At 41.4% G+C, this 21,039-nt stretch carries 18 protein-coding genes and 4 pseudogenes; 16 read left to right on the top strand and 6 right to left on the bottom strand.

All coding sequences use genetic code 11. The annotated features are described in order from the left end of the window. Positions 1–99 precede the first annotated feature (99 nt). The 6 genes and pseudogenes from V7K85_RS18430 to V7K85_RS18455 all read left to right on the top strand — a co-directional run bounded on the left by V7K85_RS18430 (position 100) and on the right by V7K85_RS18455 (position 6,269). Positions 100–477 (top strand): hypothetical protein, encoded by a 378-nt coding sequence (locus tag V7K85_RS18430; RefSeq protein ID WP_334815268.1) that lies wholly within the window; start codon positions 100–102, stop codon positions 475–477. Positions 478–537: 60 nt separating this feature from the next. Beyond that, positions 538–2,757: pseudogene (locus V7K85_RS18435) on the top strand (tetratricopeptide repeat protein). 452 nt (positions 2,758–3,209) lie between these two features. Further along, positions 3,210–3,386, top strand: coding sequence for a hypothetical protein (locus V7K85_RS18440; protein WP_334815270.1), 177 nt, complete (start codon positions 3,210–3,212; stop codon positions 3,384–3,386). Positions 3,387–3,568: 182 nt separating this feature from the next. Beyond that, positions 3,569–3,703: pseudogene (locus V7K85_RS18445) on the top strand (type II toxin-antitoxin system HicA family toxin); the annotation flags it as partial. Positions 3,704–3,751: 48 nt separating this feature from the next. Next, positions 3,752–4,321: a Uma2 family endonuclease gene (locus tag V7K85_RS18450; protein WP_334815272.1), complete on the top strand. Its 570-nt coding sequence runs from the start codon at positions 3,752–3,754 to the stop codon at positions 4,319–4,321. 115 nt (positions 4,322–4,436) lie between these two features. Beyond that, positions 4,437–6,269 (top strand): aspartate kinase, encoded by a 1,833-nt coding sequence (locus tag V7K85_RS18455; protein WP_334815274.1) that lies wholly within the window; start codon positions 4,437–4,439, stop codon positions 6,267–6,269. Between the two features lie 92 nt (positions 6,270–6,361). On the opposite strand, the gene V7K85_RS18460 is transcribed toward V7K85_RS18455, so the two are convergent. After that, entirely contained in the window at positions 6,362–6,625 is a 264-nt protein-coding gene (locus V7K85_RS18460; protein WP_334815276.1) for a hypothetical protein, read from the bottom strand. 75 nt (positions 6,626–6,700) lie between these two features. Here V7K85_RS18460 and V7K85_RS18465 point away from each other — a divergent pair, with 75 nt between their 5' ends. From V7K85_RS18465 to V7K85_RS18495, 7 genes and pseudogenes are all read left to right on the top strand, one after another. After that, the gene (locus tag V7K85_RS18465; RefSeq protein WP_334815278.1) at positions 6,701–8,761 is read left to right on the top strand and encodes a tetratricopeptide repeat protein; all 2,061 of its coding nucleotides are present in this window, start codon (positions 6,701–6,703) and stop codon (positions 8,759–8,761) included. Between the two features lie 211 nt (positions 8,762–8,972). Further along, the gene (locus V7K85_RS18470) at positions 8,973–9,953 is read left to right on the top strand and encodes a magnesium transporter CorA family protein (protein WP_334815280.1); all 981 of its coding nucleotides are present in this window, start codon (positions 8,973–8,975) and stop codon (positions 9,951–9,953) included. A 122-nt stretch (positions 9,954–10,075) separates the two neighbouring features. After that, positions 10,076–10,387: pseudogene (locus V7K85_RS18475) on the top strand (biliverdin-producing heme oxygenase); the annotation flags it as partial. 106 nt (positions 10,388–10,493) lie between these two features. Then, positions 10,494–11,876: an oxygen-independent coproporphyrinogen III oxidase gene (gene hemN, locus V7K85_RS18480; protein WP_334815282.1), complete on the top strand. Its 1,383-nt coding sequence runs from the start codon at positions 10,494–10,496 to the stop codon at positions 11,874–11,876. Positions 11,877–12,538: 662 nt separating this feature from the next. After that, positions 12,539–12,814: a GlsB/YeaQ/YmgE family stress response membrane protein gene (locus V7K85_RS18485; protein ID WP_334815284.1), complete on the top strand. Its 276-nt coding sequence runs from the start codon at positions 12,539–12,541 to the stop codon at positions 12,812–12,814. Between the two features lie 173 nt (positions 12,815–12,987). Next, positions 12,988–13,680 carry a manganese catalase family protein gene (locus V7K85_RS18490; protein WP_334815286.1) on the top strand — a complete coding sequence of 231 codons (693 nt, stop codon included), beginning with the start codon at positions 12,988–12,990 and terminating at the stop codon, positions 13,678–13,680. A gap of 449 nt (positions 13,681–14,129) precedes the next feature. Continuing rightward, positions 14,130–14,570, top strand: a pseudogene (locus V7K85_RS18495) (DUF3891 family protein); the annotation flags it as partial. Positions 14,571–14,700: 130 nt separating this feature from the next. Here the strand turns inward: V7K85_RS18495 and V7K85_RS18500 are convergent. The 4 genes from V7K85_RS18500 to V7K85_RS18515 form a co-directional block, all read right to left on the bottom strand. Beyond that, a complete protein-coding gene (locus V7K85_RS18500; RefSeq protein ID WP_334815288.1) occupies positions 14,701–14,886 on the bottom strand; it encodes a hypothetical protein in 186 nt (61 codons plus the stop codon). Between the two features lie 21 nt (positions 14,887–14,907). Beyond that, positions 14,908–15,390, bottom strand: a complete 483-nt coding sequence (locus V7K85_RS18505) for a tetratricopeptide repeat protein (RefSeq protein WP_334815290.1) — start codon at positions 15,388–15,390, stop codon at positions 14,908–14,910. Between the two features lie 156 nt (positions 15,391–15,546). Beyond that, positions 15,547–15,744 (bottom strand): hypothetical protein, encoded by a 198-nt coding sequence (locus tag V7K85_RS18510; protein WP_334815292.1) that lies wholly within the window; start codon positions 15,742–15,744, stop codon positions 15,547–15,549. Positions 15,745–16,620: 876 nt separating this feature from the next. Next, positions 16,621–17,937: a CCA tRNA nucleotidyltransferase gene (locus tag V7K85_RS18515; RefSeq protein ID WP_334815294.1), complete on the bottom strand. Its 1,317-nt coding sequence runs from the start codon at positions 17,935–17,937 to the stop codon at positions 16,621–16,623. A gap of 86 nt (positions 17,938–18,023) precedes the next feature. On the opposite strand from V7K85_RS18515, the gene V7K85_RS18520 reads away from it, so the two are divergent. From V7K85_RS18520 to tsaB, 3 genes are all read left to right on the top strand, one after another. Then, a complete protein-coding gene (locus tag V7K85_RS18520; protein ID WP_273765271.1) occupies positions 18,024–18,272 on the top strand; it encodes a Ycf34 family protein in 249 nt (82 codons plus the stop codon). A gap of 133 nt (positions 18,273–18,405) precedes the next feature. Next, a complete protein-coding gene (locus tag V7K85_RS18525; RefSeq protein WP_334815296.1) occupies positions 18,406–18,855 on the top strand; it encodes a 6-aminohexanoate hydrolase in 450 nt (149 codons plus the stop codon). A gap of 221 nt (positions 18,856–19,076) precedes the next feature. After that, positions 19,077–19,727 carry a tRNA (adenosine(37)-N6)-threonylcarbamoyltransferase complex dimerization subunit type 1 TsaB gene (tsaB, locus tag V7K85_RS18530; protein WP_334815298.1) on the top strand — a complete coding sequence of 217 codons (651 nt, stop codon included), beginning with the start codon at positions 19,077–19,079 and terminating at the stop codon, positions 19,725–19,727. A gap of 387 nt (positions 19,728–20,114) precedes the next feature. Here tsaB and V7K85_RS18535 read toward each other — a convergent pair whose 3' ends face one another. Further along, on the bottom strand, positions 20,115–21,032 hold the full coding sequence (locus V7K85_RS18535) for an AEC family transporter (protein ID WP_334815383.1): 918 nt from the start codon (positions 21,030–21,032) through the stop codon (positions 20,115–20,117). Positions 21,033–21,039: the final 7 nt, after the last annotated feature.

Here is a 21,039-nt window from a genome sequence, read left to right on the forward strand (position 1 = left end):
GTATTCTTGATAATTTTTTCTGCTATTTGCTCTCCATTAACTATTTAGAGACTGTAGACTGAGAACCATAAGTAAAATCTCGTGTATTTTGGCAAACTTATGGAGCCAGTATCACTGACAGCAGCTGCGATCGCAACCTTGGTCATCACCAAGGCTTTTGAAAAAACTGGTGAAATCATCGGCGGAAAGGCTTGGGACGAAGGCGAAAAGTTGTTAGTTTTGTTGAAACGCAAGGAACCTAGCACGGCGAAGGTTATCGAACAGGCTAAAACACAACCTTTAGATTATGGTCAAGCTTATCTTATTGGGCAGCAAGTAGAGGAAGCTGCGAAGAAAGATCCTGAAATTGCTCAAGCTGTGGAAGCTGTAGCCAATGAGGCACAACCTCAACTTACGAACACTATTATTGAAAATTGGCAGGGGATAAATATTAAAGGTGGAACTAATACCATTTCTGGTAACACCTTAAACTTCTGACTACAGTCGCCTGAAGGGGAACGGGCAAAGTTAAATCCTCCTACTGGAATACCGCAAAATTTGCCCCTGAGTGGGGTACTGGAGTTTGTCGGGCGTGAGAAAGAATTGCAAAACCTCCACCAACTTTTGCAGGATAATAAACAAGTAGCCATTGCTGCGATCGCTGGCATGGGTGGAGTTGGTAAAACAGAATTGGCGTTGCAATATGCCATCCAGCAACGCGAAACATACAACGGTGGGCTTTGCTGGTTGCTGGCAAAAACTGGGGATGTGGGCATTCAAGTTGTGCAGTTTGCCAGAACGCAGCTTGATTTAAACCCGCGAGAAGATTTTGATATACTCGCCCAAGTGCAATACTGTTGGCAACGTTGGCGTGAGGGTGAGGTGCTGCTAGTGTTGGATGATGTCAGCGACTACGAGCAAGTAAAGCCTTATCTACCGTCGTCATCTTCTCGGTTTAAAGTGCTAATGACTACGCGCCAGAAGTTGGGACGCATCGCACAGTTATCTTTGGATGTGCTGCAACCAGACGCGGCGCTGGAGTTATTAAGGTCTTTGCTCAAAGAAACACCAGAGCGAATTGAGCGAGAATTAGCTTTAGCAAATCAGTTGTGTGAATGGCTGGGATATTTACCTTTGGGTGTGGAATTAGTGGGGCGCTATCTGGCGCGGAAAGAGGATTTATCTCTAGCTGAGATGTTGCGGCGGTTGGAGAACAAGCGGTTAGATGAGCGTTCCCTCTCTAAATCTAAGTCGGAAGCCGACATGACAGCACAACGAGGTGTGTTAGCAGCCTTTGAGTTGAGTTGGCAAGAATTAGAGGACGACGATAAACAATTGGGTTGTTTATTGAGTTTATTTGCCGCCGCACCCATACCCTGGAAGTTGGTGGAACAGTGTTTACCAGAGGAAGACGAGGAAGAAATAGAGCAAATTAAAGATGATAAGTTGTTGAATTTGCATTTACTTCAGCGCAAAGGTAAGGGAATTTATCAACTACATCCACTGCTAAGGGAGTTTTTCCAATATAAGCTTACAGCTTTAGAACAGGCAGAGGAATTTAAGCGATCGCTTTGTCGAGTAATGGTAGTTGTCGCCAAAGAAATTCCTGATGACCTCACCGTTGAGAAAATCACTACCGTTTCCCCTGCCATACCTCACATTGCTGAAATAGCGCATAATCTGATTCAACACATCAGTGATGAAGATTTAATTTGGCCATTCATCGCTAATGCTGGATTCTACAATGATCAGGGGTTATATGATCAGGCTTTACCTTGGTATAAGCAGTCTTTAGAAGTTACCAAAAAACGTTTGGGTGAAGAACATCCAGATGTCGCCACTAGCCTCAACAACCTAGCGTTACTCTACGAATCCCAAGGCAGATACAGCGAAGCCGAACCCCTTTTAATTCAAGCTTTAGCACTCTACCGCAAGCTGCTGGCAGAAGAACATCCATCTATCGCACTTAGCCTCAACAACCTAGCTTCTCTCTACTTCTTGCAAGGCAGATACAGCGAAGCCGAACCCCTTTAGATCCAAGCTTTAGCACTCACGCGCAAGCTGCTGGCAGAAGAACATCCATCTGTCGTTACTAGCCTCAACAACCTAGCAGCACTCTACAAATCCCAAGGCAGATACAGCGAAGCCGAACCCCTTTACATCCAAGCTTTAGCACTCTGGCGCAAGCTGCTGAGTGAAGAACATCCAGATGTCGCTACTAGCCTCAACAACCTAGCAGGACTCTACGAATCCCAAGGCAGATACAGCGAAGCCGAACCCCTTTACATCCAAGCTTTAGCACTCAGGCGCAAGCTGCTGGGTGAAGAACATCCATCTGTCGCCACTAGCCTCAACAACCTAGCTTATCTCTACTACTCCCAAGGCAGATACAGCAAAGCCGAACCCCTTTACATCCAAGCTTTAGCACTCACGCGCAAGCTGCTGGATAAAGAACATCCAGATGTCGCCACTAGCCTCAACAACCTAGCTTCTCTCTACTTCTTGCAAGGCAGATACAGCGAAGCCGAACCCCTTTACATCCAAGCTTTAGCACTCAGGCGCAAGCTGCTGGATAAAGAACATCCAGATGTCGCCACTAGCCTCAACAACCTAGCAGCACTCTACAACTCTCAAGGCAGATACAGCGAAGCAGAACCCCTTTACATCCAAGCTTTAGATATTTGTGAGCTAGGGTTAGGCGCAAATCACCCTAATACTGTTACTGCGCGTGAAAATTTAGCATATTTGCGCGATAGCTTTCCCCCAAATCAAGAATAGACTACATGGAGCTACGAATTTACAGGTTTTGTGCAAAGAATACCATGATAAAACTTAAAGGAGCGATCGCCTAAACTCGGTCTTTCGTGTTCTGAACTCGGAGTTTCATGTTCTGAAGTCGGCCTTTCATATTCTGAACTCGGAGTTTCTTGTTCTGAACTCGGAGTTTTGTGTTCCGAACTCGGAGTTTCGTGTTTTGAACTCGGAGTTTCTTGTTCTGAACTCGGAGTTTTGTGTTCCGAACTCGGAGTTTTGTGTTCCGAACTAGTAGTTTCGAGTTCCGAACTCGGAGTTTCGTGTTCTGAGGTGGAATGATGGTGTTGTAAAGGCGATCGCTCTACTTTAGAGTGTAAATCGACAAGCGATCGCTCTATTTTAGAGTGTAAATCTACAGGCGATGTCTACGACGGGCTACGCCTACGCTGTTATGTGGTTGTGAATAATGGAGAGCAATGTCTAAGGGCAGGCTACACCTACGCCCCTACAACGAAAAATCAGCTACCATCAATCATATAATTATCTTCACAAACACAGCAATGTTAGTTACATACACTGCAAAATATACAAAAACTAATAGCGGATATATGGGACAACTCATTGAATGGCAAAAAGTCATCACAGAAGGATAAACCATAGAAGAATGCAGGGCTATGTTGCAAGACGCAACAAAAGAAATGATTCTTGCCTATCGTCAACAAAATAAAGAAATTCCCACAGGTGATTTTTTGCTGGAACAGATTCCTATAGAGGTTTGAGTGTATCAGTAAAACGAAAAGAAATAATTAAATACTTATAAGTAAATGGCTTTTATTTATTAAGAGAAGGAGGAAATCATTCTATTTATACTAATGATATAAAAACTCTTCCTGTAAAACGGCATCGTACCATAGATCGTATTACTGCTAATGAGATTTGCAAACAAGCGGGTTTATTACCTAATTTTTAACTGCTCTGTTGACGAACTCAGCATTACTCAAACCTTGAAGTTTCAACCATGATAGCCTCGCCCCAACAAAACTACCTCACCGCCCAAGAGTACCTCCAAATGGAGGAACAGAGCAATATCAAGCATGAATATATAGACGGCTACATCTCCGCAATGGCTGGAGCGCTTGATCCACACGTTACCATTGCTGGAAACCTGTTCGCTCTCCTCCGTAATCATGTGCGCGGCTCTGGTTGTCGTGTTTACATTGCTGACATGAAAGCCCGAATTGAATCTCTGAATCGCTTTTATTATCCCGATGTAATGGTTACTTGCGACCAACGAGATCAAGAAACGCCAGGTTATAAAAGATTTCCCTGTTTAATTGTCGAAGTTTTATCTAATTCTACTGAAGCCTTTGACCGGGGCGACAAATTCGCTGATTATCAAACCCTGGAAAGTCTGCAAGAATATGTTTTAATTAATACAAAGCGTCAACGAGTTGAGTGTTTTCGACGCAATGAGCAAGGGTTGTGGGTTTTACAATCTTACACAGCAGAACATCAATCATTTCGACTCAACAGCGTGGATTTTGAGGAAACAATGGTAACACTCTACGAAGATGTAGTTTTTGAATAATCAATGGGGCATTCGTCGCGATATTTAGTAAACTATATAACTGATAAGGCTTGAAGGCTTCCTTACCAGGCGGAAGCGTTGAAGAAAGCAGGCACAATTGATTAAATAAAAAGTTATGGCGCTCATAGTTCAGAAATACGGTGGTACATCTGTCGGTTCAGTCGAACGGATTCAAGCTGTTGCACAACGCGTTTATAAAACTGTTAAAGCTGGAAACTCTCTGGTAGTAGTGGTTTCCGCAATGGGCAAAACCACCGATGGACTCGTCAAACTAGCTACTGAAATTTCTCCAAATCCTAACCGCCGGGAAATGGATATGCTGCTTTCTACTGGCGAACAAGTAACGATCGCCTTACTCAGTATGGCATTACAGGAACTCGGACAACCTGCAATCTCAATGACTGGCGCTCAGGTAGGAATTGTTACAGAAGCAGAACACAGCCGCGCTCGGATTTTGCATATTGAAACTACTCGCCTAAATCGTTATATAAATGAAGGTAAAGTAGTTGTAGTAGCTGGCTTCCAAGGTACTTCCAGCGCTGGAGAGATGGAAATTACGACTTTGGGTCGTGGTGGTTCCGACACTTCGGCGGTGGCGATCGCAGCTGCATTACGAGCAAATTTTTGTGAAATTTATACAGATGTTCCAGGGATTTTAACTACAGATCCCCGCTTAGTTGCCGAAGCCCAGTTGATGGATGCCATCACCTGCAATGAAATGTTGGAACTAGCTAGCTTGGGCGCAAAAGTGCTACATCCCCGCGCTGTGGAAATTGCTCGTAATTATGGTGTTCCCCTTGTAGTTAGGTCTAGCTGGACGGATGACCCCGGTACTTGGGTAATATCACCCAAACCCCAAGGGCGATCGCTGATCAATCTAGAAATTGCTCGTCCGGTGGATCATGTAGAATTTGACACTGACCAAGCAAAGGTCGCTTTATTGCGCGTACCTGACAAACCAGGCGTAGCAGCAAGGTTATTTGGCGAAATTTCTCGGCAAAAAGTAGACGTAGATTTGATTATTCAGTCAATTCATGAAGGTAACAGTAATGACATCGCCTTTACGGTCACCACACCAATATTAAAACGGGCAGAAGCAGTAACAGCAGCGATCGCCCCGGCACTGAGGAGTCAATCTAACCCCAAATTTGACGAAGCCGAGGTAATGGTAGAACATAACATTGCCAAAGTCAGCATCGCAGGCGCGGGAATGATTGGCCGTCCTGGTGTAGCTGCGAAGATGTTCGCCACCTTAGCAGAAGCAGGCGTGAACATTCAAATGATTTCCACCAGCGAAGTCAAAGTAAGTTGCGTAGTAAATGCAGCCGAATGCGATCGCGCCGTCACCGCACTCCGCACCGCCTTTGAGATCGAAGCAAAGAGCAAGGGAGAACTCCTAACTCCTAACTCCTCACTCCTAACTCCTCACTCCTCCCCCACTCCTCCCGTTCGCGGCGTTGCTTTAGACTTGAACCAAGCGCGTCTTGCTATTCGCCAGTTGCCAGATCGTCCAGGGATGGCGGCGAAGCTGTTTGGACTATTAGCGCAACATAATATCAGCGTTGATATGATTATCCAATCTCAGCGCTGTCGAGTTATTAATGCTGTTCCCAGGCGAGATATTGCCTTTACAGTCTCGCGGCTGGATGGGGAAAATGCAAGAGAAATGCTCACTCAAGTAGCGGCAGAATTAGGATGGGGTGAAGTTGTTTTAGATAGTGCGATCGCTAAGGTGAGTATTGTCGGTGCAGGTATGGTAGGACAACCAGGTGTTGCCGCTAAAATGTTTGAAGCGCTAGCCCAACAACAAATCAATATTCAAATGATTGCCACTTCAGAAATAAAAATTAGTTGTGTTGTGGCGCAAGAGCAAGGTGTTAAAGCTTTGCAAGCCATTCATGCAGCCTTTGAACTGGCTGGTAGTGAGAAATTTGTCGTGCCAGCGTAAAACCTGACTCTAATGCCCTCTTGGCTGTGGATACGGAGACTATTTTCTGCTTGCATTGCTAATGCATCGACCTACAATGTTAATGCATCGACCTACAATGTTAATGCATCGGCCGCATTGTTAATGTATCGACTTGCAATGGCATAACATTGACCTGCAATGGCATAACATTGACCTGCAATGGCATAAAATCGACTTACAATGGCATAACATCGACCTGTATTGTTAACGTGAGTTCGATAGATTTGGTATGACTCCTCTCCTTGTAGGAGAGGGAGGCTAGGTGGGATAGGTTCGTCGAACTCACGTTGTTCTGGTAAGCAGATTGTAGAGACACGCCGTAACAGTCTACGCATTTATCTGATTTTAATTTTTAACATTAATAACACGTAAGCTATAATCGAACAATTTATAAGACTATATTTATATTGATGAATAGTCATTTCCTAGATGGACGTTATCGAATACTAAAACTTCTCAATGATGGGGAAAACGGGAAAACCTATCTAGTTGAAGATGTTAATCTTCGTGCCAGCCAATTTCTAATAAAGCAGTTATGTCCTCCTAGTAGCAATCCTCAAACTTTAACAATCTTACGTCGCTTGTTTGCTAGTCAAGCAGCAACTTTAGAAACACTAGGACAGGAACACGATAAAATTCAAAAGCTAATTGCTTATTTTGAAGAAAATGAAAAATTCTATACAGTTCAAGAATTCATCCCCGGCAATCCTTTAACTGACGAAATTATCCAGGGACAACCTCTGAGAGAAGACCAAGTTATTACTCTTTTATCAGAAATCTTAGAAATTTTGGTGATTGTACATAGGTATGGCGTGATTCATCGGGATATTAAACCAGCAAATATTATTCGCCGGGAATCAGATAAAAAGTTAGTTTTGGTTAATTTTCGTACTTTTAATGAAGCCATCACTAATACCGTTGACAGTCTGGAATATATGCCTATAGAACAAGTGAACAGCAATCTCAAATACAACAGTGATATATATGCTTTAGGTGTAGTTGCGATCGCAGCACTTATAGGTTTACCAGCAAAGGAAATATCTAATTTCCGAGGTCATAAAAATCGGCTGACAGGTGAAATAGTTTGGCGTCACAAAAATTTAAAAATTAACAGAAAATTAGCAAAAATTCTTAATAAAATGGTGCGTTTTGACTATCGTAAGCGCTACCAGTATGCAACCGAAGTTTTAGACGACCTGAAAAATATAACAAATGTTGATCGCGATCAGCAAAAACAGCATGATAAAAAATTATTACTAATTCTAGCGGGGGTAGCTGGCTGTATCACATTTGGTGTTGGAGCGTGGCAATTGAGGTCGCCAAAACCTGTAAGTGATGCTCAACAAAAATTATATCAAGAGGGAGTAAATAAATATGACGCCGGAAACTATGAAGGAGCAGTTGAAGATTTCAATCAGGCTATTGAATTAGATCCGCAAAACGCTTTGGCTTATAATCGGCGAGGCGATGCTTATTATCGATTAGGAGACTACGAGCAAGCACAAGCAGACTCTAGCCAAGCCATTTTGCTGAATCCTCAAGATGCTAATGCCTATTTTGACCGAGGATTTGCTTTTTCTGAATTAGGCAAGTACAAAGAAGCGATCGCTGACTATACCCAAGCAATTAAGTTAAATTCTAAAGATGCATACGCTTACTATGGTCGTGGGTTAGCTCGTACTCAACGGAAGGATAATAAAGGTGCAATTGGAGATTTTAGCAAAGCGATCGCTCTCAAGCCTCAATATACCGAAGCCTACTTGCAGCGAGGGATTCTCCGCCGTCGCCTCAGACAAAGACTTGAAGCAATCCAAGATTTTGATACAGTAATTAAGATTAATCCTAGTGATGCCAAAGCTTATTATCAAAGGGGTTTAACTCAATCTATTAATAAACAAAAATATATAGCGCTTAAAGATTATACGGACGCAATTAACATCAATCCCAAATACATAGAAGCCTATCTTAATCGTGGTGATGTTTACAGCGATCTGGGAGATAAACTCGAAGCAACTGAAGATTACAACACTATTTTACAGATTGATCCGAAATTTATTGCAGCTTATATTCACAGAGGTATGCACCGCTTTTCTTTCGGAGATTATAAAGGCGCTATTGAAGATTACACTGAAGCGCTAAAACTAGATCCTAATAATATAGCAGCTTACAATAACCGTGGTAATGCCTATCTCGATATGGGAAATAAAAAAGCTGCAAATCAAGATTATTCACGAGCGATCGCCATTAATCCTAACAATGCCTTAGCCTACTATAACCGGGGTGTGATTCGCACCAAGCAGAAAAATAAACAGGGTGCGATCGCAGATTTCAAAAAAGCTACAAAACTATTCCAACAGCAAGGGGAACAAGATAGTTATCAAGATGCACAGAGAGAAATTGCAATTCTGCAAAATAATTCAGCACCAGCGCCGACTACTCGCCCTAAATCTGGGAAAATAGAAAAAAATTAAGCTATGACTCAATATAGTAATACCATTTTAGGACTATTCCTTTTATACTATTAGCCCAATATGTCCAAAATCTATATGTATCAAGGTTTGTATAAAATGGTATTACCATCAAAAATCGTAGACTTTGACATTTTATGTGTAGTTGTAGTCAAATAAATTATTGTTCAATATGAGTCACCGTGTTTTTTGACGACTCAATTAGGATTGCTATATGCTAACTCTCCTCACTTTTTATCCAGACAACGTAGAATTATTTACCACTAGGGATGTCGATACGCTACTGAAAAGAATTGATGGTTCTCACAATATTTGGTTGCGCTGTATTCACTTCCGCGATCGCACTGGAACCGCTAGAATTATCAAGCACTTTGGACTCAATCCATCTCGTGTTGACATGATTTTCAACCATTCCCCTCTAGGAATTGATGAAGACGTAGAAGATTGTTTATTTGACAGCTATGAAATTCTAACTCCTCAAATAAAAAATCACCAGCTTGAGACTGCACGTGGCAATATTGTGGTTGGAAATAATTTTATTATCACCTTTGAAATCACTGAACTAAAAATTTTAAGCATTCTAGCTAATAATCTTCAAAAACGAACTCTAGATATTCAAAAATGGGGAATGGACTATCTTTTTTATCTCATTTTCAAAGATTTTTTGAATAATTACGATACTGTATTTGACTATATTTCTAGAAAACTTGATGATTTAGAAGATGAAGTTTTAGAGAATTCCGGTAATGAATCAACGTACCAAAAAATTGCCACGATGAGGCAATCTACTCGTTCCGGACGCCGTAATTTTCAAAGCATCAAGTTACTTATGGCTATTATGGATCACGAAGATTTCCAATGGCTCACCCAACCAGTGAAGGAACTATTCAATCAAGAATTGGTTCATCACGTTGATAAACTCTGGCAAGAATATCAAGCTCTGAGAGCCTGGATGTCAGAATTAATGGAAATTCAACGCGATAATATTGCTAGCAAAACCGGTGAACGAATTAATCGCCTGACTATCCTCTCGACCATATTCTTACCAATCACTTTCATGTCTGGTTTCTATGGTATGAACTTTAAATATATGCCGGAATTAGATCAACCTTGGGCTTATCCGGCTGTAATCTGTGTGATGGCATTAATTGTGATTAGTAGTATTGTCTATGCTAAAAAACAACGTTGGTTGTAGCATCTATCAAGTTACAGACTATTGCCGTAACAGTAAAATTTACATCTCATTTGGGATTGCTATATGCTTTGAGTAAGTAGACTGAATCAACCGAAATCGGTAAATAAAGGTGAATCTCCTATCAAATGCTACAAAAAGTTGCTCAATCAGCCCTGAAGCTTTCTGGCTACGAGGGCACATCCTTTTACAATTTTGAGCAAATTCCTGACAAAAAGGCATTTAAGGATAAGTATCATCAGGCATTAAATGCATTATCTATTGATGATATAACAGCAGAACGGATTGTTGCAGAAGCTAATAATGCCTTTAGATTCAATTTACAGATGGCTCAGGAGTTAGAGGGAAGTTTAATCAAAGCACTCGGTCAAGTCCTGTTTAATAGCCTCACTGGTTCTCAGAATTCAGGTAGTACTGAAGTAGCTGCGCCTAATTAATTTAGTCATTAGTCATTAGTCATTAGTCATTGGGCATTAGTTATTTCCCCCTCATCCCCCTCATCTCCACCACTCCTCTTACCCTCATTTATTGGAAAGCAACTCAATGGTTTTTCTATTACCTAGTGTCAAGTTTGATCTCGATCTGATCCAAAAGTACGACACTCGCGCACCCAGATACACCAGTTACCCGCCCGCTACAGAGTTAAGTGAAACATTCACTGAAACTGATTTTAAGGCCGCGATCGCAGCCTCGAATCAACGCAAAACCCCTCTTTCTTTGTATTTCCACATCCCCTTTTGCCAAAGTGCTTGCTACTTCTGTGGTTGTAACACCGTAATTTCCAACAATAAGAATATTGCTAAACCTTACCTAGAATCTTTGGTTCAAGACATCAAAAATACCGCAGCTTTAATCGATCCAAACAGAAAAGTGCTGCAAATCCACTGGGGAGGTGGTACTCCTAATTACTTGGATCGTTACCAAGTAGAATTTTTATGGAAAAACATCAATCGCTATTTCAACATTGATCCACAAGCAGAAATCTCAATTGAGATTAATCCCCGCTATATCGATAAAAACTACATTTTCTTTCTGAGACAGATTGGGTTTAACCGCATTAGTTTTGGCATTCAAGATTTTAATCGCCAAGTTCAAGTAGCTGTTAATCGTGTCCAGCCCGAAGAAATGCTCTTTGATGTCATGAGTTGGATTAAAGAAGCTAAGTTTGAAAGTGTGAATGTAGACTTAATTTATGGTTTACCCTATCAAACCCGCGAGACATTTCGAGAGACCCTGAAAAAGACTATTGAGTTAGATGCTGACCGAATTGTTGTCTTTAACTTTGCCTATGTACCGTGGCTCAAACCGACGCAAAAAAATATTCCTCAAGAGGCACTACCCCCAGCAGAGGAAAAGTTAGAGATTCTGAAAATGACCATTGAAGAATTGACGAATAGCCAATATCTATTTATTGGGATGGATCATTTTGCTAAAACTAATGACGAACTAGCGATCGCTCAACGTAATGGCACTCTCAAACGCAATTTCCAGGGCTACACTACCCATGCTGAGACAGAACTATTTAGTTTCGGTGCTACATCTATCAGTATGCTAGAAGATGCTTATGCTCAAAACCACAAGGAATTAAAGGATTATTATCAGACACTTGCAGCAGGCGCTTTACCTGTTAGTAAAGGTATTAAGCTTACTCAGAATGACATCATCAGACGGGATGTGATCATGGGTATTATGTCTCACTTTCAGTTGCATAAACAAGATATTGAAAACAAATATCAGATCAATTTTGACGAATATTTCTGTGAGGAACTAGAGGTGTTGCAGCCGCTAGAAGCCGATGGTTTGGTTAGTTTATCAAAAAATCACATCCAGATTACAGATATTGGTAGATTACTAGTCAGAAATATTGCCGTCATCTTTGATACTCACACAAGAACGCGAGAGACAAAATTCTCACGCGCCATTTGATACCATTTTTGCAAATGTTGGTAAAATAGATATTATCCCCTGAATCTACCTTGAAAATAACGGTTGAGGGGAGCTAATATGTTGCAATTGTTAAAATAATTATTGTCAGCCACCTGTGCAGTGAAATATAATCAACTCCTGGCAAAATTTTAATTTTAAAATGAACTCTTAGTAATGATCACAAAGCTATTACCTAATTTTGATGCTCAAAATTACAATTTAAGTAAATCATCAATATTTGAAACAAAAATTTTGCAAAATATTGGTTGATTATTTATCTCTAATTAAAAATCATCAATAATGAATGCTAATGAAACCGTTAGGAATTTTTATGAATCAGATTTTGACGCATCGGATCTCCAAAAAGTTAGATAGAATTTTTACATCTTCCTTAAGATAGATATAATAAGTTAATTAATTTTTCAGTGTCTATTTTTATAGAAAATCAGGTCTAGACTGATGTGTTCAAGAATTGCTAACTTATTGAGAAATACTTTTGTTTAACATAGTTATACTAAGAAATAAAAAAATGCAAATTTTCATCAAAATCGGAATGTAAAGTTTTTTATCTAACTTTTGGATTTAGCATTTATCCCATGTGGTAGAAAGAATTTTGAGTTAGAGTTGATAACTTAGAGATAAGAGAGATTGTTGAGGCAGTTATGAGTATTATTGCTTGGGTAGTTTTAGGAATTTTAGCAGGTGCGATTGCTAAAGCTATTCATCCTGGTTATCAAGGCGGCGGAGCTCTCTCCACAATGATTCTGGGTATCATTGGTGCTTTCGTCGGTGGAACTCTGTTTACCTTGTTACGAACAGGAACTCTGCAAATTACTGCGGCTGGCACTGGTTTAACTCTTCCTGGTATTTTAGTAGCTGTGCTCGGCGCAATTATTGCTATTTATCTCTGGGGATTAATCAGAAGCAGCAATGCCTAATGGCTGATTGGCATTTATCAACACTAAGATTACTATTGTATTTTATCAGTCTTCTAGTTCACCAGTTGGAAAAACTATCAAACATCAAATTAGCTCTGTGCTGGAAAAATACTAGGAGACAATAAAATAGCCGATCCTTTCTGTAACATCATAATTTTGGGAAGTGTAAATCTATGTTTTTTCACAAGAAAGAGCTTATTCATGCAGTTAACATTAGTGAACCAAACCCTCGTTTTGCTCAATTACTTTTAGAGCAGTTTGGCGGAGCTACTGGAGAACTTAGCGCAGCACTTCAATATTGGGTTCAATCATTCCATGTTGAAAATGCTGGAATTAAAGATATGCTCCAAGACATTGCGATCGAGGAATTCGGCCATTTAGAAATGGTTGGGAAACTCATCGAAGGTCATACCAAAAATGTGGATCAAACAGAGGCTTATAAGAGTACTCTTTTTGCGATTCGAGGGGTTGGCCCTCATTTTCTAGATAGTCAAGGTAATGCTTGGACTGCAAATTATTTGAATGAGGGTGGAGATGTAGTGCGTGATTTAAGAGCTAATCTTGCAGCTGAAGCTGGCGCTCGTCAGACTTACGAAGAATTGATTAAGTTGGCAACTGACAAAGGAACCCAAGAGACTTTAGTGCATCTGTTAACACGAGAAATTTCTCATACCCAGATGTTTATGAAAGCTCTAGATTCACTGGGTAAGTTGACAGATCCATTCTTTGGTAATGTTAAGCCAGATGAAACTGTTGCTCTCTACTACAACCTATCTACAGACGGTAATGGTAAAGATGAGCGTGGGCCTTGGAATTCTGAACCAACATTTAAATATGTTGCTAATCCCCTAGAAAGTCATTCTTAATTCCATTGATTGCAGTTAGATTATAAATTGATTGGAGGCTGAAAGATTTTGACATATTCTTGAAAGCTTTTAATCATCAGGTGGGCAAATAGCCCACCTTTTTTTGCAATTATTGGGTTGTTTGCCCACACCAAAGATTTTTTAGGGAGAATTTAGCTGTATCCAACCTCTCGCAATCCTAAATCATTCGTGAACAGCAAGATTCTCGACTTCTATAACAAGTTGGGATCTCAGCCGAGCAGTATTTGCTGATATTCATTTGGATGCAACCCACTCTAGGGGCGCACAGATGTGCGCCCCTACGAATGGACTATGTTAGACTCACTTGAAAATGGGTGTAAGTCAAAAGCTACACTGAAAAAGTCAGAGCGATCGCCCCTCAACATTTCTGACTTCAAAAATTAATTCAACTCAAAATCAAAACTGAGAATCAGGAGATTGATTTGTGATTGTCAACGCTACGCATCAGCCGTTTAAATGAGCCAAGCCGGGGTCAGTTTTCAAAACTAGACAAACTTTTAGATGAGCAACTTCAAAACCAGCAACGTTGGCGTAAAGAACTGGGTATCGAAAAAGAAGAAGTTGATACCGCTTATGCATTTATGTAATGGTGTGATCGCCTTTCTCTCATCCTCTGTCAGCAGGAACTACCTAACGATGAGCGGTTTTTAGAAATTAGCAAGGGCCCTGAAGGTCAGCGCTATGACATCATGCAGCGTAGTGATAACTTGGTTGTTGTCAAACCCTGGCCCTTCCAAGACAATAAATTTACAGTCAACGTCGAAGCCTGCGACCTCTGGCAGGTGAAATTTGAGAGTAGCACCGAACTAACTCAAGCACTACAAGAAGCTCCCATCAAGGTACTAGAGTGGACATTCGTTAATAGTTAGATAGATATACCGCACCCCCCATCAACAATTGAGTACCATTGGCAACCTGGGGACTACCCATTTTGATAGTGACATCTAAACAGTAGTCTTTATAGATAGCCGTGGCAATCGCCTGGTAAAATCCGCCGTGTTATAGTTGTGCTATCCAGTTTGTACCAAAGGTAACTTTATCCAACCGAGAATTGCTAGTTGACGGTTGGTTGCTGTTAGTACAAGCAGCAATCATGCTACTACCAATCCAGATAGAACCGTATTGAATAAAATTGCGGCGACTAAGGCGATGAATTGCTGTTGATGAGGGTGATGACGGATTCATAAAACAGTATAATGCTCTCTTTTATCTGCCGTTATAGCTGAATCTAAATGTACATTCTAGAATCAACTTTTGATTCACTAGCGAATAAGGCTGAATTTCTAAAGCGCGTTGAAAAGCTCCGATCGCTTGACCATATTCTCCTAGTGCCGCATAACACAAACCCATCCCGTGAAGTGCCCCAAAATGTATTGGATTTATCTGCACAACTATCTGACAATCTGCCAGAGATTTTTGATAATCACCAATACTGTAATAGAGGAAAGCACGGCGATTCCAGGCTTCGGCAAAATCTGGCTGGTCTTTTATTAGTACCGTTAGTGCTGTTTCGGCTTCAGTAATTTCACCTGCATCTAGTAATTTTTGACTGCGGTCAATTATTTCCAGCCCATAGATTCCCTTTTGCTGAAACCAAATCCGCCAGATTTCTCTGGTTGCTTTTTCGCGGACTGTGGCATCCGGGTTTTTCAACTCTTCAAGTAAGGAATTGATAGATAAAGAATCCATGAATTTGAGATCAGTGAATATACGTTTGTATTAACTTTCTCACAAAATATATCTATTCAATCATTTTTAAAGTCATCTTTAAATTTGCGGTGATTAATTGCTAATTATGAATTTCCTGTGTGATTTATTGTATTTAGTAATACGACTAATACCACACTAGACATCTAGAATCAGCATCGTGGAGTCATCATCTTGTGTCATTGTTAGAGGTGTTACTGTAATGATTGGGATAGTAGCAGTTTTTGAGTCGTGTTTGAGGTCATCAATGACTTGGTTGGCACTCAAATTAGATAGCATCATACTTAGCAGGATTAAATCTGGTTGATGAGTTTGTGCCAATATCACAGCCCTCACCACTTGTTTGGTACATATGCATGAAAAATTTAATATTCCTAAATGAGAATTAAGCAGCTCTAAATCATGTAGATTCTGTTCTACGACCAAAATTAAAGGCTATCCATTCATCAGCAGTTAATCCTGTTCAAGACTTACGCAAAAAGGCAGTGAAAGCCTTGATTTTCCGTAGGAGCAATTCATCTAGACGCATACTCCTACGGAGAAGCAAGCTACGCGGAGCGTCTCCAAGAGTTGCGGCTTAAGGCAGGGTACATAGGTGTCAACTTAACGTTAAAACCAGTTTAGAACTAGCTTTTAGAGATTGTCTCGTCAAGAGTCGCAGACTCTTAATGCCTACTCTTAGGCTCCGCCTTCCTTACTCGCGGCAGAGCCGCAATGAACAGCATTTCCAGCCTCTGGCTGGAAACGAGGTTTGAAAAGGGTTTTGGCTTAAGTTGACACCAATGAGCAGGTATTGCCCCTACATTTCGTACTTGATGCGTAAGTCCTACTGTTCAAGAAAGGCTAGGCATAAAGACTCCACCTATCAGGAATACTTAGAGGCCTTTTTTCCTGGTAAGTGCTTAAGTAAATGTACAAGGCTATTTTCAGACAACTAATTAGGGCATGAAATGAATAGGCTGGTGTATAATCCATTAGATTGTCTATCTGCGCTGAATTTTAGGGAAGAACGCAGCAAGGCAATCATAATATCAAGCAAATATTACCATAAGTGATACATATACTTGCAAGGATTGACTAAATGAGCGGGATTTTGTGGCAATTAGGCGACACCTAATGCCCTTGGGGTTGTAGATTTACCAGCCTTACCGAACAATGCCAAAATTGCGTAGGCTAGCAAGAACCGCAGGCATCGCCTCTGTTGGATCACCTTTAACCCTCAAGTAACTGACGTGCAAATGCGATCGCCTCTGTTGGCGTTGAAACTTTCCCCTCAGCTTGTGCTACGCCAATTTCTGTCAACAGTTGGCCGATGATTGGCGAAGCTGGAATATCTAATGCTATAATCAATTCCTTCCCGCTCACCAGTGGAGTGGGATGAGCGACCAGATCATCAGGGTTCAAGTAGCGGTTGATCAAAGGTGCCAAGACTTGGCAACGTCTGGCTTTGGTTTCCTCTGTTGTAGCGACTGCTGTGTGTAGTGGCTTGTCACCAGACATCGCCTCTACCAAATTATCAAGTGTTACAGCTAGCACTGCCGTAGCGGGAAACATAATATCTGCGTCATGGAACAAAAAGTATTGTTCTCGCAACGACATATCGACTACTTGAAACTGCGGTAACAGTTTCAGGACAGTGGTTACACCCCGGATTTCGGCACGACTATAACTTAGTTCGTGAAGCTCTATTTCTGCTAATTCCGGATCTGGGTTGACAAGACAAGCAAGTTTGGCAATACCTAACCAAGTGGTTTTGATACTATCGCGGACATATTCTTGCAGTTGTGCCCCTAATTGTTGCCAATTTTGGCTGAGTAAGGCAGCTGCATTGTCAACTGCTGCTAGTTTGATCAAACTTTCACGCGTGGCGTTTTGGAAAAAAGGGGCAAGTAAACCATCTTCCCAAGCACTTGTAATCCAAGGAGTACCCTGAGAATTGCTGAGTAGATAGCCAATTTCTACCCTAACTCGTTCGGTTGCAACTTTGCTGATATGTGATGCCAAAGAACGAATTGCGGCTTGGGTAGCTGGCTCAATAGTAAAACCTAGTTGGGCAGCTTGGCGATAACCTCGCATTAACCGCAAAGGGTCATCTTCTAGGTTCGTGGGTGATACCATTCGCAAAATGCCCTGTTGTAAGTCTAGATAACCTTGCAGGGGATCAATAATTTCTTGTGTATGGGGATTATAGGCGATCGCATTTACTGTAAAATCCCGTCTGTGCAAATCAACTTCTAAACTATTTCCTTCCTGTTGGGCAAAATCAGCTGTAGCGTGGGGAAAAACCACACGGGCAATTTGTCGTTTTGCATCGAGTAACACAAAACCAGCTTTATAATGACGAGCGATCGCTCTGGCTACGTTTACCGCCTTAGATGGTATAACAAAATCTAAATCCAGATATTCGCGAGTTCTGCCAAGGATAGCATCTCGGACAGCGCCACCTACCATGTAAGCGGGTTGTGGCAGCAATTCTAAGCTAAAAGGCCAATTTTCCGGAGCTAGGGTAGAAAGAACTGATTTATGCATTGTAATAAAAATCAACCCAGCAACTCATGAATAAAAGTTGCGTTTAAGTTAGATTAACAATAAAGGCCCCTGGAGTTGGTTCTATTATGTGTATTTGCGTTAACTGCCACTATGTAGACCGCTGTTTTACCTATCATGCCGTAGAAGGGCAGCACCAACAGCCTCACTTGACCGAAACACCAAATTTTGATCCGAATGAACCTTCTATCAATGTCAACATTCGGACAAAAGAGGATGTAATTGAAATGGAATGGGATGTTGTTGGTTGTCTGAGCTTTAAGCGGGAAACTGGTAAATGGTCGAAGTTGCGTCCTGGTGAATTAGTGCCGACTTGATAGAAAATGAACAAGAGTGGCAGTACTTAGAACAATGGGCGGCAAGAGAATTTTTAAGCGTCCCATAACTAACAAAAGTTATTGTCACTCAAGCGATCGCAGAAAATAAAAAAGCCAGCCAAAAGACTACAGCATGATCAACACACAACGACTAGACCATGTAGAAGATGAACTTGAAACTGTTAAGCGATTGCTAGTGTCTACTGCTAGCTACGCAGAATCAGCAAACAGGCGGCTTGATGAGTTAACCATAAAACAAGACCGTACCCAATCTCACCTTGATCAACTAGGAGGACGTGTTGACCAGGTAGGGGGAAAGGTTGACCAACTTTCTGATAAAATTGATAGTTTTATCACTCACACGCAACGTCTATTTACAAAGGCAGGCAGTGAGATAGAGGAAACAAAGGCACGAACTGAGCGATTAGAAGCACTCATGCTAAAGCTTGACCGAAACTTTGAGTCACAAAAATCTCAGTTTCAGGAGTTTCAACTCAGCACGGGTGCTGCCTTGGAGCGAATTGACCGAGTTTTGGACTATCTACTGAGACAGCAAGGCGGTAATCCAAATCCCCCATCCTAGCAAGGATTGCACAGATAAAGTGAACAGTAAGTGAAGATTTGCGATGCCTGCGGTTCTTGCTAGCCTACGCGTTCTGATTTTGTTGAAACAGCAAAACGTTTACCCTGAGAATTCTGTCCATAACATAAGAAAAGAAGTATAATCGATTCAATTAAGAACTGCTATGTTATATGCTTGAATAAATCACGTTAACTCTAGAAAAATAGATATTTTAAATAACTTTGACAACGGAACTAAAACACCTCACAACCAAAAAATACGCTTTATCATTGCATACCACCACTCCCGAATTAGGTCTAGCAATTAGTAATTTTGCAGGCGATACTCGCTCTCAACTTTGGAATTTAGGGCGTGATTTATCTAGTTTAGTGCATCAATATTTAATTGAATTTATCAAACCGCAAACTTGGGCAGATTTATCATTTATTGCAGTTGCAAAAGGCCCTGGCGGCTTTACAGGAACTCGAATTGGCGTTGTCACTGCTCGCACTTTAGGGCAACAGTTAGATATTCCTGTATTTGCGATTTCAACTTTGGCTGCTGTAGCTTGGTCAGAAGCAGATAAAAGTCAAAATCTAAAAACTTTTGCTGTGGAAATGCCAGCACAACGAGGTCAAATTTTTGCTGCTATTTATCAGTTTGAGCCAAATGCTTCTAAACTAAAAGTGTGTTTGTCAGATAGAGTGTTCACACCAGAAGCATGGCAAGAAACCTTAGCGAATTGGAACACTGATTATCAGCTGATTCAAGCTCAATCTGGGTTAGCAGCGACGGTGACAAGTATTTTGGAACTAGCTAATCTCGATTGGCAAGAGGGCAAGTGTCCTAATTGGTCACAGGCTTTGCCATATTATGGGCAGCATCCAGTATAAGTTTAACTGATATGCATCAATTCCTTCGCCACGCTCTAATAATGCTAAGGAATCGCACAGAAAGAACTTACCTATAGAGCAATACGCTTGCGTTAAGGCTAAAACTATTTGTCAAAGTCAATTTTTTTTTCCGAACCGCCTTCTCTGCAAGAGGCTTGTCTGCGACACGCTCCGCGAACGCCAACGCGCAGCGTCTCCAAGAGTTGGACGCATACTCCTACCGAGAAGCAAGCTACGCGTAGCGTCTCCAAGAGTTGGACGCAAAGTAAGAGTAGGAAGAAATGCTTAACTGAACTGTATTGTGTTCTAAACGCGCTTACATTAGAACGATAAGATCCGTTTTTCCTGGGGTTTTAAGCGATCGCATCACGGTGCATAAATCTCAAATCAAAACAGCCACAGCCAAACTGGGAGAGTAACCAGCAATACTATCGCCCCAGCAGCTAAGGCAGTTACTGCTAGATCGCGATCAAGATTGAATGTCTCAGCAATTACCAGTGTGGCGAAAGCTGGAGGCATGGCCATTTGTAGCACAATGATCTTTGCGATCGGCCCAGTTAATCCAAACAGTGGTAAAATACTGCCCAATATTAAGGGAACTAACAACATTTTGATTCCCAAGCTCATCCCTGCTTGTGGTAGGCTACGCCAAGAGTTGAGCAGCGCTAGTCGCATTCCAATTAACATCAAAGATAAAGTTACGACACTCCAAGCAAATTTCTCTAACCAGAATTCCGCGACTGTGGGAATTGTCACCTGCCGAAACAGCAAGCCAAATCCGAAACCCCACAGGGCAGGATTAATTAAGATGGCTCTAGCAATCTGCCAATGATTATGGATACCACCGCCAAAACGCGCTGCTAGTAACACACCTAAGCCATAAGTTCCTGGGAATGAACCTAGTAAATCATAGAATAGCGCCCAAGCAAAGTATTCTTTACCTACTATTGCTAAGGTAATGGGAAAGCCAAGATAACCTGTATTACCCAACATTGCTGCTAATATCAAGCTAGCCTGAGTCGATTGTTGGGGGACGGTATTTCTAAAATAGGCTTGTCCTTTAATCGCTAACCAGGCTAAAAATGCTCCTAGTAAAATGGCTAGGTAAGCGATCGCAGGTGCAATCCAAATTTGCCCCGACAAGCTAGATTGACGCAAAAACGATACTATGCTGATGGGTACTCCCACCCAAAAAAGGAACTGTCCCAAATGTGTAGGAACTGTCACAGGTAGTTTGCGTCCCAGAATAAAACCTACCAGGACTAATCCTCCCAGCTTGACATATAGTTCTAAAAGGTTTGTCAAGATTGCG

The organism is Nostoc sp., assembly GCF_036917615.1.
Classification (GTDB): domain Bacteria; phylum Cyanobacteriota; class Cyanobacteriia; order Cyanobacteriales; family Nostocaceae; genus Nostoc.